At 68.7% G+C, this 16331-nt stretch carries 14 protein-coding genes and 5 pseudogenes; 9 read left to right on the top strand and 10 right to left on the bottom strand.

Going from position 1 to position 16331, the window contains the following annotated elements:
• Window positions 1-190 precede the first annotated feature (190 nt).
• The 4 genes and pseudogenes from msrB (at window position 191) to ABFB10_RS05585 (ending at window position 4337) form a co-directional block, all read left to right on the top strand.
• Window positions 191-640: a peptide-methionine (R)-S-oxide reductase MsrB gene (msrB, locus tag ABFB10_RS05605; protein ID WP_347165753.1), complete on the top strand. Its 450-nt coding sequence runs from the start codon at window positions 191-193 to the stop codon at window positions 638-640.
• Window positions 637-1143 (top strand): peptide-methionine (S)-S-oxide reductase MsrA, encoded by a 507-nt coding sequence (gene msrA / locus ABFB10_RS05600; protein WP_347165752.1) that lies wholly within the window; start codon window positions 637-639, stop codon window positions 1141-1143. Before msrB ends, msrA begins: the two co-directional genes overlap by 4 nt.
• Window positions 1144-1564: 421 nt before the next feature.
• A pseudogene (locus ABFB10_RS23990) lies at window positions 1565-3590 on the top strand (oxidoreductase).
• A 203-nt stretch (window positions 3591-3793) separates the two neighbouring features.
• Window positions 3794-4337, top strand: a pseudogene (locus tag ABFB10_RS05585) (type 1 glutamine amidotransferase domain-containing protein).
• 62 nt (window positions 4338-4399) lie between these two features.
• Here ABFB10_RS05585 and ABFB10_RS05580 read toward each other — a convergent pair.
• Window positions 4400-4849, bottom strand: coding sequence for a DUF4399 domain-containing protein (locus tag ABFB10_RS05580; protein ID WP_347165750.1), 450 nt, complete (start codon window positions 4847-4849; stop codon window positions 4400-4402).
• Between the two features lie 180 nt (window positions 4850-5029).
• On the opposite strand from ABFB10_RS05580, the pseudogene ABFB10_RS05575 reads away from it, so the two are divergent.
• A pseudogene (locus ABFB10_RS05575) lies at window positions 5030-5939 on the top strand (LysR family transcriptional regulator).
• A gap of 85 nt (window positions 5940-6024) precedes the next feature.
• Here ABFB10_RS05575 and ABFB10_RS05570 read toward each other — a convergent pair.
• The 6 genes from ABFB10_RS05570 to ABFB10_RS05545 all read right to left on the bottom strand — a co-directional run bounded on the left by ABFB10_RS05570 (window position 6025) and on the right by ABFB10_RS05545 (window position 9655).
• Window positions 6025-6420 carry a J domain-containing protein gene (locus ABFB10_RS05570; protein WP_347165749.1) on the bottom strand — a complete coding sequence of 132 codons (396 nt, stop codon included), beginning with the start codon at window positions 6418-6420 and terminating at the stop codon, window positions 6025-6027.
• A gap of 220 nt (window positions 6421-6640) precedes the next feature.
• Window positions 6641-6979, bottom strand: coding sequence for an OmpA family protein (locus tag ABFB10_RS05565; RefSeq protein WP_347165748.1), 339 nt, complete (start codon window positions 6977-6979; stop codon window positions 6641-6643).
• Window positions 6886-7578, bottom strand: a complete 693-nt coding sequence (locus ABFB10_RS05560; RefSeq protein ID WP_347165747.1) for a hypothetical protein — start codon at window positions 7576-7578, stop codon at window positions 6886-6888. Before ABFB10_RS05560 ends, ABFB10_RS05565 begins: the two co-directional genes overlap by 94 nt.
• Complete coding sequence (locus tag ABFB10_RS05555; protein ID WP_206565692.1) at window positions 7550-8122, bottom strand: peroxidase-related enzyme; 573 nt, start codon at window positions 8120-8122, stop codon at window positions 7550-7552. Before ABFB10_RS05555 ends, ABFB10_RS05560 begins: the two co-directional genes overlap by 29 nt.
• Window positions 8119-8859 (bottom strand): GNAT family N-acetyltransferase, encoded by a 741-nt coding sequence (locus tag ABFB10_RS05550; RefSeq protein WP_347165746.1) that lies wholly within the window; start codon window positions 8857-8859, stop codon window positions 8119-8121. The genes ABFB10_RS05555 and ABFB10_RS05550 overlap by 4 nt, the downstream gene beginning before the upstream one ends.
• 64 nt (window positions 8860-8923) lie before the next feature.
• Entirely contained in the window at window positions 8924-9655 is a 732-nt protein-coding gene (locus tag ABFB10_RS05545) for a competence/damage-inducible protein A (RefSeq protein ID WP_347165745.1), read from the bottom strand.
• Window positions 9656-9700: 45 nt separating this feature from the next.
• On the opposite strand from ABFB10_RS05545, the gene sfsA reads away from it, so the two are divergent.
• Window positions 9701-10405: a DNA/RNA nuclease SfsA gene (gene sfsA, locus ABFB10_RS05540; RefSeq protein ID WP_347165744.1), complete on the top strand. Its 705-nt coding sequence runs from the start codon at window positions 9701-9703 to the stop codon at window positions 10403-10405.
• A gap of 157 nt (window positions 10406-10562) precedes the next feature.
• On the opposite strand, the gene ABFB10_RS05535 is transcribed toward sfsA, so the two are convergent.
• From ABFB10_RS05535 to ABFB10_RS05525, 3 genes are all read right to left on the bottom strand, one after another.
• On the bottom strand, window positions 10563-11483 hold the full coding sequence (locus tag ABFB10_RS05535) for a manganese-dependent inorganic pyrophosphatase (RefSeq protein WP_347165743.1): 921 nt from the start codon (window positions 11481-11483) through the stop codon (window positions 10563-10565).
• Window positions 11484-11636: 153 nt separating this feature from the next.
• Window positions 11637-12770: an alkane 1-monooxygenase gene (locus tag ABFB10_RS05530; protein WP_347167941.1), complete on the bottom strand. Its 1134-nt coding sequence runs from the start codon at window positions 12768-12770 to the stop codon at window positions 11637-11639.
• Window positions 12771-12781: 11 nt separating this feature from the next.
• On the bottom strand, window positions 12782-13798 hold the full coding sequence (locus ABFB10_RS05525; protein WP_347167940.1) for an A/G-specific adenine glycosylase: 1017 nt from the start codon (window positions 13796-13798) through the stop codon (window positions 12782-12784).
• A gap of 144 nt (window positions 13799-13942) precedes the next feature.
• On the opposite strand from ABFB10_RS05525, the gene ABFB10_RS05520 reads away from it, so the two are divergent.
• From ABFB10_RS05520 to ABFB10_RS05510, 3 genes and pseudogenes are all read left to right on the top strand, one after another.
• Window positions 13943-14455, top strand: coding sequence for a DUF721 domain-containing protein (locus ABFB10_RS05520; RefSeq protein WP_347165742.1), 513 nt, complete (start codon window positions 13943-13945; stop codon window positions 14453-14455).
• A 36-nt stretch (window positions 14456-14491) separates the two neighbouring features.
• Window positions 14492-15170, top strand: a pseudogene (locus tag ABFB10_RS05515) (DsbA family protein).
• Window positions 15167-16289: pseudogene (locus ABFB10_RS05510) on the top strand (CaiB/BaiF CoA transferase family protein). The pseudogenes ABFB10_RS05515 and ABFB10_RS05510 overlap by 4 nt, the downstream one beginning before the upstream one ends.
• Window positions 16290-16331 lie beyond the last annotated feature (42 nt).

The following is a 16331-nucleotide window of genomic DNA, read 5'->3' as shown; positions in this document are numbered from 1 at the left end:
CGCCCGGAGCGACGCTTGGCGTTTCCTGGGAGAAAGGCTTTGTCACTCATGGTTTAAATGGCAACATCGACAGGATCGCGCAACCCCCGGCCAGGCGGACGTGATCTCTGTGACAGCATGCTTGGTTTTCGCGCGGCGGGCCCCATCTTTGCCGTGACCGCCCGCAGAGCCGGCCGAGGAAGGACCCGAGATGACAAAATATGAACGAAGACCGGAAGTTATCCACAGTCTGACGCCCGAGCAGTACCGCGTCACGCAGGAGAACGGGACAGAGCGTCCGGGCACCGGCGAATTCCTGCACAACAAGCAGGCGGGGCTTTATGTGGACGTGGTGTCGGGCGAGCCGCTCTTTGCCAGCGCCGCGAAATACGAATCGGGCTGCGGCTGGCCCAGCTTCGTGAAGCCGGTGGAGCCGGACAACGTCGTCGAGCTGCGCGACATCACGCATGGCATGATCCGCACCGAGGTCCGCTCGCGCCATGGCGACAGCCACCTCGGCCATGTCTTCCCGGACGGGCCGGTGGATCGCGGCGGGCTGCGCTACTGCATCAACTCGGCCTCCCTGCGCTTCATCCCGAAGGACGAGATGGAGGCCGAGGGCTACGGCCAATACATCGACCAGGTGGAGGACATCGAATGACCAAACGTGCCGTTCTGGCCGGGGGCTGCTTCTGGGGCATGGAAGAGCTGATCCGCAAGCTGCCGGGGGTCGAGGCGACCTGCGTCGGCTATACCGGGGGCGACGTGCCCAACGCGACCTATCGCAACCACGGGACCCACGCGGAGGGGATCGAGATCCTCTACGACCCCGAGCGCATCACCTACCGCCGCCTGCTGGAGTTCTTCTTCCAGATCCACGACCCGACCACGCTGAACCGGCAGGGCAACGATCTGGGGCTGTCCTACCGCTCGGCGATCTACTACGTCGACGAAGACCAGCGGCAGGTTGCGCTGGACACGATTGCCGATGTCGAGGCCTCCGGCCTCTGGCCCGGCAAGGTGGTGACAGAGGTCGAGCCGGTGGGCGATTTCTGGCAGGCCGAGCCCGAGCATCAGGACTACCTGCAACGCTATCCGGGCGGCTATACCTGCCATTTCCCGCGCGCGGACTGGGTTCTGCCAAAGCGCGACGCGGCGGAATAGGCGCCCGCGCGGGGCGGTGCGGGCCCTGCGGGTGCGATAAGGGGGCCGCTGGCGCTGCCGGCGAGCGGGTGGCCGGTTTCCGGGCGCCGGGGCCGAGTAGCCCGGCGCTGAAATCCGGTCCGGTGCCTGCCTTCCGGCGGGCGCGCGGCTGCGAGTGTCGCGGCGCCGTTTCGGACCGTCGAAACCGGCAGGCTGCCGAAACGCTTGCCGGTGCAAGTCGGGGGACGCGGGCGATGGGATCGCCCGCCGGGCCGTCGGCCTGCTGGGCCGGGGCGGTGGGCCGCGCCCTCTGCCCGGCCTTCCCGGCGGGCCTGTCGCGGGGCCTCCTCGCCCTTGCACCGGTCAGTGACGTCACGTTTCGCGGTGACAAGCGCACCGGTGCCGTGGAAGGGTCCGCCCAGACGCGAGGGAGGCACATGACATGACCCACTATCCGCATCTTCTGGCTCCGCTGGATCTTGGTTTCACCACGCTGAAGAACCGGGTCCTGATGGGATCGATGCACACCAACCTCGAAGAGCGCGGTGACTGGAACCGCGTGGCCGAGTTCTACGCCACCCGTGCCCGTGGCGGGGTCGGCCTGATGGTGACGGGCGGCATCGCGCCGAACCGCGAGGGCGGCGTCTTTCCCGGGGCCTGCGGGCTCTATACGCCCGAGGATGTGGCCAACCACCGGATCGTCACCGACCGGGTTCACGAGGGTGGCGGCAAGATCGCCATGCAGATCCTGCACGCCGGGCGCTATGCCTACGGACCCGACTGCGTGGCGCCCTCGCCGGTGAAGTCGCCGATCTCTCCCTTCCCGCCCGTGGCCCTGGACGAAGAGGGGATCGAGAAGCAGATCGCCGATATCGCCACCGCCGCCGCCCGGGCCCGCGAGGCGGGGTATGACGGGGTCGAGGTCATGGGGTCAGAGGGCTATTTCCTGAACCAGTTCCTTGTGACCCATACCAACAAGCGCGAGGACCGCTGGGGCGGATCCTACGAGAACCGCATGCGCCTGCCGGTCGAGGTAGTGCGCCGGGTCCGCGAGGCGGTGGGCGACGATTTCATCCTGATCTACCGGCTGTCGATGATCGACCTCGTGCCCAATGGCTCGACCCACGAAGAGGTGGTGAGGCTGGCGCAGGCAGTGGAGACGGCGGGGGCCTCGATCCTCAACACCGGCATCGGCTGGCACGAGGCGCGGGTTCCGACCATCGCCACATCGGTGCCGCGCCGGGCCTTCGCATGGGTGACGCAGAAGCTGATGGGCAAGGTCGGCATCCCGCTGATCACCTCGAACCGGATCAACACGCCCGAGGTGGCAGAGCAGGTGCTGGTCGAGGGCTGCGCCGACATGGTGTCCATGGCGCGGCCCTTCCTCGCCGATCCGGACTTCGTCGCCAAGGCAGAGGCCGGGCGGCCCGACCTGATCGCCCCCTGCATCGCCTGCAACCAGGCCTGTCTGGATCACACCTTCCAGTGGCAAGATCTCGTCCTGCCTTGTGAACCCGCGGGCGGGTTTCGAGACGGAACTGGTTGTGACGCCTGCCGAGGTCTCGAAGAGTGTCGCCGTGGTGGGGGCGGGGCCTGCGGGCATGGCGGCGGCGATCACCGCTGCCGAGCGCGGGCACCGGGTGACGCTGTTCGATGCGGCGCAGGAGGTCGGCGGGCAGCTGAACATGGCCAAGGTGATCCCGGGCAAGGAAGAATTCCACGGGCTGGTGGACTGGTTCCGGGCCGCGCTGGAGGCGGCGGGCGTGACGCTTCGGCTTGGCCGCCGGGTGGAGGCCGGGGATCTGGGCGGCTTCGACGCGGTGGTGGTGGCGACCGGCGTGCTGCCGCGCGATCCGGGCATTCCGGGGCAGGATCACGGCTCTGTCCTGGGCTACGTGGATGTGCTGCGGCACGGCGCCGAGGTCGGCAAGCGGGTCGCGGTGATCGGTGCGGGGGGCATCGGCTTTGACGTGTCCGAGTACCTGGTGACCGGCGACAGCCCGACCGAGAGCCTGCCGGACTGGATGCGCGAATGGGGCGTGACCGATCCCGAAGCGGCGCGTGGCGGGCTGGCACCCGCAGGACCACAGCCGGAGGCGGCGGAGCGGGCCGTGGTCATGCTGCAGCGCAAAGCCGAGAAGCCGGGCAAGCGGCTGGGCAAGACCACCGGCTGGATCCACCGCGCGGCGCTGAAGATGAAGGCGGTCGAGATGCGGTCCGGGGTGAATTACGAGCGCATCGACGATGCCGGGCTGCACGTCAGCTATGGCGAGGCGCGCGAACGGCCCGAGGTGATCGCCTGCGATACCGTGGTGCTTTGCGCCGGGCAGGTGAGCGAACGGTCGCTGGCCGATGCGCTGGAGGCGCAGGGTGTGGCCTGTCACGTGATCGGCGGCGCCGACGTGGCCGCCGAACTGGACGCCAAGCGCGCGATCGACCAGGGCGTGCGGCTGGCCGCCGCGCTCTAGCTCCGGCGGGCGGGCGCTGTTTCGCTGGCGCGAAAGGCGCCCCGCCCACCGTCCCACAGGGCGCTTTGGCGGCGCGGTGGCGGGGCCGGCGGGCCGGGGATGCCTCCGGCGGGGATATTTCGGGACAGAAGAGGCCCGGGGGCGCGCCGGAACGCGGGCCCGGGCTTTGCCTTGATCTGGCAGGCAACCGGCTGAAGGGCGATTTGGACAAGAGCAAGATCGCCAGAGCCAGAGTCCTTTTCTTCTCGACCCATGGGGGGCGCAATCGGAACTGGAGTTTCCCCGTGACCGGCTTCGCGCGCAGGGAGCAGAGGGTCATGTCGCCACGCTGGGCGGCAAGCCCGTCAGGGGCTGGGAGGGTGACGGCTGGGGCCGTGAGGCGGAGGCCAATCCGGCCCAATACGATGCGTGGTGATCCCCGGCGGCCAGATCAACCCGGACCTGCTGCGCGTGGAAGAGCCGGTGCTGGCGCTGGTGCGGGCCTTTGCCAAGGAAGGCAGGGTCATTGCCGAGATCTGTCACGGGCCCCGGGTGCTGATCGAGGCCGGGATCCTCTCCGGGCGCGAGGTGACCTCATTCAAGTCGGTCAAGACCGATATCGTCAAGGCGGGCGGGCGCTGGATGGACGAGCCCGTGGTCTGCGACAGCGGTATCGTCACCAGCCGCAAGCCCGAAGACCTGAAACACTTCGTGTCGAAGATCGTCGAGGAAATCGAGGAAGGCCGGCACAACAGGAAGGCAGCCTGACGCGCGCCGGGTCCGGAAGGGCCGGGGGCGGCGCCCGGGACATCCCGGCGCCGCCCCTTTTGTCATTCGACGATAATGGTGATGACCTCGGACATCACCGGGGTGCTGTGCGGCACATGGCCCGCGTCGCCCAGAACCAGTTGCAGACTGTGTTCCCCGGGATCGAGCTCGACGGTGACCTCGGTCTGGCCGCCGCCGAAGTGGCGGTGATGATCGTCGGCGGGCAGGCCGTTCATCAGCTCTCCGGCGCCCTCCTCGCCTTCGCCCAGCGGCGGGCGGTCGATCAGAAGATGGTGGTGACCGGTCATCTCCTTCTCTGTCCCGGCGGGGGCGACGCCCATGCCCCTCAGGCCGAAGACGATGGTCACCGGGCTGCTGACCCTGTCGCCATCGGAGAGATTCGCGAAATAGACGCTGGCGCCCTCTGCGGACGGGGTCGGGCCGCCCTGCTGGGCCCAGACGGGCAGGGCAAGGGCCATTGCCGTGGCGGCGGCCGAGGGTCGGATCGGCATGGGGAACTCCTCCTTTGCATGGATGTCTTCATCGGTGTCGCGCAGTCTAGCACGGCGCCGGTCGTTTCCCTGTCTTAAACAGAGCGCGCAAATACCGTCGTATTGTCCGGCGCGTGCCCAACTGTGGCCCCAGTTCGGCACCATCAAGGGGATCAACGACGCGACTTGAAGGAGACCGGCATGGATCGACTGACCGAGATGGAGGCCTTTGCCACGGTGGTGGATCAGGGCGGCTTCACCGACGCTGCCAAGAAGATGGGCATTTCCAAATCCGCGGTGTCCAAGCACGTGTCCTCGCTGGAGGCGCGGCTGGGCGCCCGGCTTCTGAACCGGACGACGCGGCGGGTGTCGCCGACCGAGATCGGGCTGGCCTATTACGACCGCGCCCGGCGCGTGCTGAACGACGCCGGAGAGGCGGACGCGCTGGTGACCTCGATGCAATCGGCGCCCTCGGGGCTGCTGCGGATCTCTGTCGCCACGGATTTCGGCGTGAACCACCTGAGCCCGGTGCTGGGCGAGTTCCTCGGCCGAGTTCCCCGACATCACCGTCAACATGGTGTTGAACAACCGCTACGTCGAACTGATCAGCGAGGGCTTCGACATGGCCGTGCGCATCGGCGAGCTGGAGGACAGCACCCTGCGCGCCCGCAAGCTGACAGAGACCACGAAGCGCATGATCGCCGCGCCCTCGTACTTTCAGAAATACGGGCGGCCCGGGCGGATCGACGACCTGAACGCGCATAAGCTCTTGCACTATTCCAACCAATCCTCAGGCAACGTCTGGAAGCTGACCGCGCCCTCGGGCGAAAAGCGCCAGGTGCGCACGGCGGGCTGGCTGACGGTCAACGACGGGCAGTCGCTGCTGAACGCCTGCATCGCGGGTCTGGGAATCGCCTATCTGCCCTCTTACCTTTACGCCGAGGCGATGGAGGCCGGGCTGGTCGAGGATGCGATCCCCGATCTGCCGGTCGAGACACAGGGCATCTACGCGGTCTATCCGCCGGGCCGTTTCACCCAGCCCAAGGTGCGCGCCTTCATCGATTTCCTTGTGCATGCCTTTGCCGAGAAAGGCCCGCACAAGTGGGAATAGCCCCCGCAGTCACTGAATTCCCCCGCCCTGTTCAGGGACACCTTGACCCCCGGCCGCCGTGCCGGGGTTTCTTCTGTTTGGCTGGTCAGGCGTGGCGCAGGGTCCGGGCGCCGTCGCGGGCAAAGACGTCACGCGCGCTGGCGAAGCGGTCGAGCGCCTCGCGCGGGGCGGCCTGCTGCAAGGCCGCCAGAGAAGGGGCGCTGTCCGGGCGAGGCGGCTGCGGGTGTGGCTGCGGACGGGGCGGCGCGGCGGGCGTCCTTGTTGCGGCTTCAGGCAATGGCCGGTGCCGGCGCATGGCGTCGTAGGCGTCGTTCAGCGCCGCCAGTTCCCGCGTCGCCGCCTCTGTCCCGTCGCCATGCAGCACGCGGGGATAGAGCGCGCGGACCCGCTTCAGCCAGGTGCGGCGGATGGTGGCGAAATCGTCAAGGCGCGAGACCCCGAGGGTCCGGTATGCCTGTTCGGGAACGCTGCGCCTGCGCATCGGGGCCTCCTTGGTCCTGTCCTCGCCCGAGTGATCCGGGTTCCGCCGGTCCTTCGAAAGTGGTTCAAATCTGTCATAAACCGGATGGACAGGGTCGGTCAGGTCAAATCCTGCCACAGCGTTAACGGGGCCGCTGCCACAGCCGGGGCGCCCATGCCCGGCCCTCCCTTCGGGGGTTTTCACGGGGAAGGCCGGGCGTCATACCACGCGGCGTCACCGGCTACTCGGTGGACAGTAGCACCGCCTCGACCCGGCGGTTGGCCTCGCGCCCCTCGGGGGTGAGGTTGCTGGCGACCGGGGCCATGTAGCCCGCACCCTCTGCCGCGATCTGCGCCGGGTTGGTGCCGCGGCGCTCGCGCAGGTAGCGGACGGCGGATTGGGCGCGGCTCAGCGATACGGCGCGGTTGGCATCGAGAGAGCCGGTGGCATCGGTATGGCCCACGATCAGCACCTTGCGGTTCGGGTTCAGGGCCAGCCAGTCGGCGATCGCGTCCAGCGAGGCGATCTCTTCGGTGCCCAGTTCCGAGGACCCGAAGGCAAAGACCACGTCCGACAGCACGGCAAAGCCCTGCTGTTCCAGCTGGCCGGGGATATCGCCGGGCGTGCCCAGCGGGCGCGGCGGGCGCGGCGACAGGGGGCGGTGCCGGGGGTGGCGCTGGCCTCGGCGCCGACGCGGATGATCTGGACGTAGCTCATGGCGCTGTCGCGGCTGGCCAGGACCGAGACGGCGCGCCCGTCCGGCGCAAGGGCCGAAACGAAGTGATAGGCCGAGAGGCTGACGAACATCTCGGGCGGCGGCAGCACCAGTGTGGCAAAGCGGAAGTCGAAGCCGCCGCAGGCCCGTGCCGGACAGTCCAGCAGGATTTCAAAGCCCGAGGCCCGCAGCGTGTCGCGGATCGGCGCGGCCAGCTGGAAGGGCGTGCGCTCGGCGCCGGGGATCTGCCAGGCCTCGACGCTGACACGGCCCTCGGCGCGGCGCACCGGCAGGGCGCCGTCCGCAAAGGGCCCCGTGGGCAGGGCATAGGCGCCCGGGTCCTGCACGGTGGCAAAGCCCCGTTCCGCGCCTTCGGGCAGGGGCAGGTCCTGCGCGGCGGCGCCGCCCGCCATGACGGCGCAGAGCGCGAAGGCCCTAGCGCGCCTGCGCGTGATAGTCGTCATTCGGTCGCATATCGGTGGCCGACGCCACGCGGTTGCTCATGTTGAAGAAGCCCGCGACATTGGCGATGTCCCAGATGTCGCGCTCGGAAAAGCCCGCGTCGCGCAGGGATTCGCGGTCGTATTCGCCGATCTCCGCGCTGTTCTTCGTCATCTTCTCGGCAAAGTTCAGCATGGCGCGCTGCCGGTGTTTCAGGTCCGCGACGCGCCAGTTCATCACCAGCATCTCGCCCAGCTTCGGGTCACCCGACAATTCGCGCACGGCGGCGCCATGGGCGGTCAGGCAATAATAGCAGCGGTTCACGGAAGAGACGACAACGGCGATCATCTCGCGTTCCAGCTTGCTCAGCCCGCTGTCCGCCAGCATCAGCTCGTTGTAGAGGCCCGAGAAGGCGTTCAGCTTGTCGATGTCGAAGGCATGGGCCTTCAGGACATTGGGGACCATGCCCAGCTTGTCCTGACAGATGTCGAAGAATTTCTGCGTCGGCTCGGGCAGCGGGTCGACCATCGGCAGGTTCAGCGCGGTGGGAAGGGTGTCGTCGGTCACGGGGTCTCTCTGTCTGCGTCCTTCAGGATGCGGTAATGGTAGTGCCCGGCGCGCGCCATGTTCAAGCTGTCGTAAAGCCCCGCCGCGCGGTCGTTTGCCTGCGTTACCAAAGCGGCGATCTCGGTCGCGCCGTGGTCGCGGGCCCAAAGCGCGGCGCTGCGCATCATCCAGCCGCCCAGGCCCTTGCCGCGATGGGCGGGCGCGACCTCCAGCGCATGCACCATGGCAAGGCCGTCGTGGATGGCGCAGAATCCGGCGCCCGCGGGGCTGTCGCTGACCCGCCCGAACAGGCCGGTCTTCGGCCCCGTCACGCGGTTCATGACGCGCTGGCGGCCCTCGCCGATGCCGGCCTCCTGCCACAGCTCGCGCATGATCGCCAGCGGCTCCCAGATGGTGAAGGCGCAGACCCGGGGCAGGCGCTTGTCGCAGAGCGCCTCGATGGGGGCGATGCGGATGTCGGTGGGGTCGGTCAGGGTGTATCCGGCACTGGCAAGGGCGCTGTCCAGCGCCTCGTCGCCCGGACGGATCTGGAAAAGCGGCGGCTGGCCCATCAGCTGCATGGCCTTCTCGGCGGCGCCGAGATCGTCGGCCTGCCACGCGGCCCGGGCCGTCGCGGCAGAGACCCGCTTGCCGCCGCCTCGGCCCTCGCGCAGCGTCCACGGCCCGGCCTCGACAAGGCTGGCGGCGGGCCATGTGGCCTGTATTGCGTCGAAAAGGCGGCGGGTCTCGGCGGGCATGGTCACCGGGTCACTGGGGCGGTCCCTCCGGTTATGGGACGCCCGCGCGCCGCTGTCCATCGGGTTACGCCCGGGCGTCCGGGAAAAGCGCCGCAAGCCGTGTCATCGCGGCGTCGATGCGCGCCCCGTCGGTGCCGCGGCAGACCACGTTGGCGCCGTAGACGCCGTCCTTCTGGAACGGGTAGGAGCCGAACTGAAGATCGTCGAATTCCGCCGCCAGCGCGGACAGCGGTCCGGCGATATCGCCCTCGCCGCGCTGGATGCGCAGGGTCTGCGACAGCAGCGGCTCGCCCCCGGTCAGGGTCGGCAGGACGCTGGCCACCATGGCCTGAAAGACCGCGGGCACCCCGGCCATGACATGCACGTTGCCGATGGTGAAGCCGGGCGCGATGCTGACCGGGTTCTCGATCAGGATGGCGGTGTCGGGGATGCGCGCCATGCGCTGGCGGGCGGCGTTGAATTCGGACCCCTGCCGGTCGTAATGCGCCTGCAACAGCGCGCGGGCGTCGTCGCGGATGCCGATCGAGACGCCGAAGGCCTCGGCCACCGCGTCGGCGGTGATGTCGTCATGGGTCGGCCCGATCCCGCCCGAGGTGACGACGGTATCGTATTGCGCGCGCAGAGCGTTCAGCGCGCCCACGATGGCGGCATGGTCGTCGGACACCATGCGCGCCTCGCGCAGGTCGATCCCGTGCTTGGTGAACTCTTGCGCGAGAAAATGCATGTTGGAATCGCGGGTCCGGCCAGAGAGGATCTCGTCCCCGATGACAAGCATGGCGGCGGTCGGGTTGGGCATGGCGGCTCCTTGGCCTTGGATGCGTTACGGTATAGGGCCGGGGCCATGCGCTTTCAAACCGATCTGGTGCCCGCGCGGCTGATCCGCCGCTACAAACGCTTCCTCGCCGACTGTCTTCTGGACGACGGGCGCGAGGTCACGGCCCATGTGGCCAACCCCGGCTCCATGCTGGGGCTGAAGGACGAGGGGCAGCGCATCTGGCTGGAGCCCAACGACGACCCGAAGAAAAAGCTGAAATGGGCCTGGCGGCTGGTCGAACATCCGGGCGGGCATTTCACCGGCGTCGACACCGGCGTGCCCAATCGGATGCTGAAGGCCGCGCTGATGGCCGGAGAGGTGCCGGGCCTGCAGGGCTACGACCTGGTCCGCCCCGAGGTGAAATACGGCCGGAACAGCCGCATCGACTTCCTGCTGACGGGCGGCGGCCCCGAGGCCTATGTCGAGGTCAAATCGGTCACGCTGTCCCGCACCCCCGGCCTTGCCGAGTTTCCCGACAGCGTGACCGCGCGGGGCGCCAAGCACCTTGCGGAACTGGCGCAGGTGGCGGGGCAGGGCGCCCGCGCCGTGATGCTCTACCTCGTGCAGCGCACCGACATCACCGCCGTCACCCTCGCCGCCGACCTCGACCCCGCCTACGCGCGCGCCTTCACGCAGGCGCAGGCCGCAGGCGTCGAAGTCCTCGCCTTCGGCTGCCGGATCACGCCGCAGGGCGTCACCCTCGGCACGCCGCTGCCGTTCCGGGCGCCCTGACCCCGGGCCCCCGTTTTCCTGACCACGGGCCCCGGTTTTCTTCTGTCCCGAAATATCCCGGGGAGGCCGAAGGCCGGGGGCAGAGCCCCTCCGACGGGAACGAAAAAAAGGCGCCCCGCATCGGCAGGGCGCCCTCGTCTCACGATCCCGGAAAGGTTCAGACCTTCAGGTTCGGGATGATCTGCTTCTTGCGGCTCATGATGCCCGGCAGCACAACCGTGTCGCCGGTGACCGTGGCGCCAAAGCTCTTCTCGGCCACGCCCTTCACCAGGTCGTTCGGCACCAGCAGCGTGGCCTCTTCCTTCAGGATGTCCACGACAAACAGCAGCACCTGGTCGACGCCATCCTCGGCGGCGACGGTCTTGAAGCTCTCCATCAGGCTGTCCTTGCGGCCCAGCGGGATCTCGGGCGCGGTGGTCTCCAGCACCGAGACGCGGAACTTGGTGCCCTCGACCGCGTATTCCTTGCTGTCCATGCGGATCAGCTCGGCGTCGGAGAAGGCCGAGACGTCGGATTTGGCGGCGAACATCTCTGCGGCGAAACCCGAAAGGTCGACGCCCAGGTCCGCGGCCAGGGCCTCGGCGACGGCGCGGTCTTCCGGCGTCGTGGTGGGCGAGCGGAATTCCAGCGTGTCGGACAGGATGCAGGTCAGCATAGCGCCCTTGATGGCCCGGGGCGCCCGCGCGAGGTCGGCGCCGATCATCTTGTGCATGATGGTGGCGGTGCAGGCCAGCGGCTCGATGCGGATGTCGATGGGGCCCTTGGTTTCCAGCCCGCCGACCAGCTTGTGGTGGTCGATGATGGCGCGGATGTCGGCGCTGTTGATCGAGGCGGGCAGTTCCGCGGGGTTGTTGGTGTCGACGATCACCACCGGCGCATCCGCCTCGACGTCGCCGATGATCTCGGGCTTGTCGAGACCCCAGTGCGTCAGCATGAAGGCGGCCTCGGTGTTGGGCTCGCCCAGCAGGACGGGCTCGGCCGCCTCGCCCTTGATCTCGTTGAGATACCAGGCCCAGATGATCGGGCTGCCGGTGCTGTCGGTGTCGGGGCTCTTGTGGCCGAAAACCTGGATGGTCATGGAAAGTCCTCGTTGACGCGGAATTTGCGCGCCTTCTAACGAGGGCCGTGCGCCTTGTCACCCCGCTGCGGTGGGGTGCGACCATGCTGCAGGGGGCGGGAAAGCGGCTTCAAAGCCGCTTTCAAGGCGCTTCGAAGCGCCTTGCCCCATGCCTCAGCGGGGGCGCGGCAACTCGGCCCTTGTATAGGGCCGCCAGTCCTCGATCTCGGGGTAGTGGCGTTTGCGCCAGGCCCGCACCTTTGGGTTCATCACCCGGCGCCAGAGCGGCGGCACCATGGCCGCGACGGCCATGACCGGGTAGCCGTAGGGCAGTTGCGGCGCCTCGTCCTCGGGGTAGGTCTGCAACAGCGGAAAGCGCCGGTCGGGCTTGTAATGGTGGTCCGAGTGCCGTTGCAGGTTGATCATCAGCCAGTTTGTCGCCTTGTGTGCGGCGTTCCACGAATGGCGCGGCAGCACGTGTTCGTAGCGGCCCCCGCCCAGGTGCTTGCGGGTCAGCCCGTAGTGTTCGACGTAGTTTACCACCTCCAGCTGCCAGATCGCCACGCCGGCCTGGATCAGGAACAGCCCCAGCCCGCCCCAGCCGCCGACCAGCAGGGCCAGCGCCAGCATCCCGGCCTGAAGCCCCCAGTACAGCCAGAACGGGTTGCGCCGGTGCCACCACGGCAGGCCGCGCCGGGCCAGCAGGTCGCGTTCCGCACGGAAGGAGGACAGCAGGCTCTGGCGCAGCACGCGCGGGTAGTAGCGGTGAAAGCCCTCGTTGTAGCGCGCCGTCACCGGGTCGCGCGGCGTGCCGACATAGCGGTGATGCACCAGCAGATGCTCGGACCGGAAATGCGAATACAGCACCATGGCCAGCAAGAGGTCGCCCAGCAGCCGCTCGCGCCGGTTGCGCTGGTGCACCAGCTCGTGCGCGTAGACGATGCCCACGGTCCCGGTCATCACGCCGGTGCCGAAGAAGACGCCGAATGTCTCCCAGCCGCCAAGGTGGTCGGCGCGGGTCACGTACCAGATCAGCCCGAAGAGCGTCGCCGCCTGCAGGGGCACCCAGACCTGCGTCAGGGCGCGATACCAGAACAGCTGCGCTTCGGTGGTCTCCAGGTCGGCATTCTCGCCGTTCAGCCCTACGGCGAGGTCGATGGCGGAAAACAGATACCAGGCGCAGAGCGGCGCCAGCACCACCCACCAGCCGCCCAGAACGGCGCCCAGCCAGACCAGCGGGATCAGCACGAAGGACAGGGTGAAGGGCAGCGCGGCGGTCAGTCGGGCGACCTGTGCGGCGGGGATCATCGGCTTGTCCTTCATGCGCTCCATCCTAACGCTGCCTGCTCCAGTGCGCCTTGCGCAAGATCAAAGGCCTTGCGCATCACCGTTGGCAGATCGGCGGGGCTGAAATCGGGCGCTTCGATGAAATCTCCGCGATCCGGGGCGCGTTCCATCGGCACCAGCGCGGTCTTCACCGTCAGCCGCAGGTGGAAATGGGTGAAGGTGTGGCGCGCCTCTTCGCCCAACGCGCGCCATTCCGCCCGGATCGGCGGCGCCTCTGCCGGGTCCTCGCCCCAGTCCGACCCGGGCCAGCCCAGCATCCCGCCCAGAAGCCCCTTGTCGGGCCGCCGCTCCAAGAGCCAGGCACCATCGACGCGCCGGGCAAGGTAGGCGATGCCGTGGCGCGTGGGCTTGCGCTTCTTCGGCGCCTTCTTCGGCAATTCCGCCATGGTCCCCGCCGCCCAGGCCGCGCAGGGCGCGCGCCGAGGGCAAAGCCCGCAGGCGGGGCGCTTGGGCGTGCAGATCGTGGCGCCGAGGTCCATCACCGCCTGCGCGTAATCGCCGGGCCGGGTCGGGGGCGTCAGCGCGGCGGCATAGTCGGTCAGCAGCGGCTTGGCCTGCGGCAGGGGGGTGTGCTCGTCATGCAGCCGCGCCATGACGCGTTCGACATTGCCATCCACCACCACCTGCGGGTCGTCGAAGGCGATGGCCGCGACGGCGGCGGCGGTATAGCGGCCCACGCCCGGCAGGGTCAGCAGCGTGGCGTGATCCTGCGGAAACTGCCCGCCGTAGTCCCCGGCCACCACCCGCGCGCATTTCAGCAGGTTGCGGGCGCGGGCGTAGTAGCCAAGGCCCGCCCATGCGGCCATCACGTCCTCGTCGCGCGCCGAGGCCGGGGCGGTCACGGTCGGCCAGCGTTCGGTGAAAGCCGTGAAGTAGCTCTTCACCGCCGCGACCGTGGTCTGTTGCAGCATGATCTCGGACAGCCAGACGCGGTAGGGATCGGGCCGCACCCCCGCCGCCCGGGCGCGGGGGCCCGTGCGCCGGGGCATTTCGCGCGCGTGGCGGTCGTACCAGTCGAGCAGGTCGAGGGGGTCGGCGGATGACACGCGAAAAGGCTCCGGTTGCGGCAAGACTGGACTGGCGCGGCAGGGCGCGCGCCCACTACAATAGCGGCGACAGGAGAGATTCAAGCCATGACCCAGCGCCGCGGCACCACCTACGGCTTTGCCCGCACCTCGAAGCTGCTCGAAACCCGCGTCCGCAACGCCTCCGAGACGCGCGGCTTTGCCCAGTCCCGCGTGCTGACCCACTGGGAGGAAATCGTCGGCGCCGACCTCGCCGCCATGTCCCGCCCGGTCGAGGTCAGCTATGGCCGCGGCGGCTTTGGCGCCACGCTGACGGTGCTGACGACCGGCGCCATGGCCCCCATGGTCGAGATGCAGCGCGAACAGATCCGCGCCGGGATCAACGGCGTCTACGGCTACAACGCGATTGCCCGGGTGCGCGTCACCCAGACCGCCGCCACGGGCTTCGCCGAGGGGCAGGTGGACTTCCAGCACCGGCGCGCGAAACCCGTTCAGCCCGATCACGCGCCGGAAATTCTGCGTGAGGTGCGGGCCAGTACGGGCGAAGTGGGCGACCCGGGCCTGCGTGCGGCGCTTGAACGCCTGGGGGCAAACGTCATATCCAAGGGCAAGCGGCGTTAACGCCGACCCATGGATTTGCAAGGAACGAGGCGAGCGATGAAGAATTCCCTGACGGCGGGCGCGGTGGCGCTGACCCTGATCGGCGGCGGCGCGTGGTACATGACGCAGGGCTCCGGCACCGCCCCGGGCGCACAGATCGCCCTGCCGGGCGCCGCCTCGGCGCAGGAGGCCGGAGAGGTCGATACCTCCGCCATCGTCGAGATGACGCTGGGCGCCGAGGACGCGCCGGTCGAGGTGATCGAATACGCCTCTTACACCTGCCCGCATTGCGCCACCTTCCACACCTCGGTCTTCAAGCAGCTGAAAGAGAACTACATCGACACCGGCAAGGTGAAGTTCACCTACCGCGAGGTCTATTTCGACAAATACGGCATGTGGGCCTCGCTGATCGCGCGCTGCGGCGGCGAAGAGAAGTTCTTCGGCATCACCGATCTGGTCTACAAGGGCCAGCAGGACTGGGCGCGCGGCGGATCGGACGAGGCCATCGCGGAATCCCTGCGCAAGATCGAGCCGCCTCGCGGGCCTCGGCTCGGAAGAGCTGAACGCCTGCCTGACCGACAGCACCAAGCTGCGCAGCCTCGTGGCCTGGTATCAGGAAAACGCGACGCGCGACGACATCTCCTCGACGCCCTCGTTCATCGTCGACGGCACCAAGCATTCGAACATGAACTACGCCGACTTCTCGGCGCTTCTGGACGAACGCCTGGGCGAATGACCTCGGCACCGCGCGGCCCCCTCGAGGGGGTGAAGGTCATCGAACTGGCGCGCATCCTGGCCGGCCCCTGGGCCGGTCAGACGCTTGCCGACCTCGGCGCCGATGTGCTGAAGATCGAAAGCCCCGAGGGCGACGACACCCGCCGCTGGGGGCCGCCCTTCGTCGAGCGCGACGGGGATCGCAGCGCCGCCTATTTCCATGCGTGCAACCGGGGCAAGCGGTCGGAATGCGTGGATCTCGCGTCAGAGGCCGGGCAGGCCCGGATGCGCGAGCTGGTGGCCGATGCCGACATCCTGATCGAGAACTTTAAGGTCGGCGGGCTGGTCAAATACGGCATGGATTATGCCACGCTGTCGCAGGTCAACCCGCGGCTGATCTACTGCTCGATCACCGGCTTCGGGCAGGACGGCCCCTACGCCCACCGGGCGGGCTACGATTACATCATCCAGTGGCATGTCGGGCTTCATGTCCGTGACCGGCGATCCCGAGGGCCAGCCGCAGCGCGCGGGCGTGGCGATCACCGACCTCTTCACCGGGCTCTACTCGGTCTCGGGCATCCTCGCCGCCCTGCACCAGCGCGGGCGCACGGGCCGCGGCCAGCACATCGACATGAGCCTGATGGACTGCGCGGTCACGGCCATGGCGAACCAGTCGCTGAACTACCTCGCCACCGGCACGCCGCCGGGCCGGACGGGCAACTACCACCCGAACCTGACGCCCTACCAGGTCTTCGACTGCGCCGACGGGCATATCATCATCGCCACGGGCAATGACGCCCAGTACCGCCGCCTCTGCGGCATCCTCGGGCTGGAGGCCCTCGCAACGGACCCGGCCTACCTGACCAATGCCGACCGCATCGCCAATCGCGACACCCTGACCGCCCGCCTGACCGGGGCCACGCGAAGCCTGACCCGCGACGCGCTGCTGGCCGCCTGCGAGGCAGAGGGCGTGCCCGCCGGCCCGATCAACGACATGGCGCAGGTCTTCGCCGACCCGCAGGTGGTGGCGCGGGGTCTTCAGATCGCGCCCGAGGGCATCGCGGGCGTCCGCGCCCCCTTCCGCTTCTCTGACGCGGATCTCGTGCTGGACCGCGCCGCCCCGAAACTGCCGAAGGGCTGAAGGGGCCGGGCGGCCAGCAGCCCTCGCAGGAACCAAAGAAGC

This window comes from Ponticoccus litoralis (genome assembly GCF_039769985.1).
Lineage (GTDB): Bacteria > Pseudomonadota > Alphaproteobacteria > Rhodobacterales > Rhodobacteraceae > Ponticoccus > Ponticoccus litoralis.
Note: the sequence above shows the minus strand (reverse complement) of the source record. Positions and strands in the feature narration are given on the sequence as shown.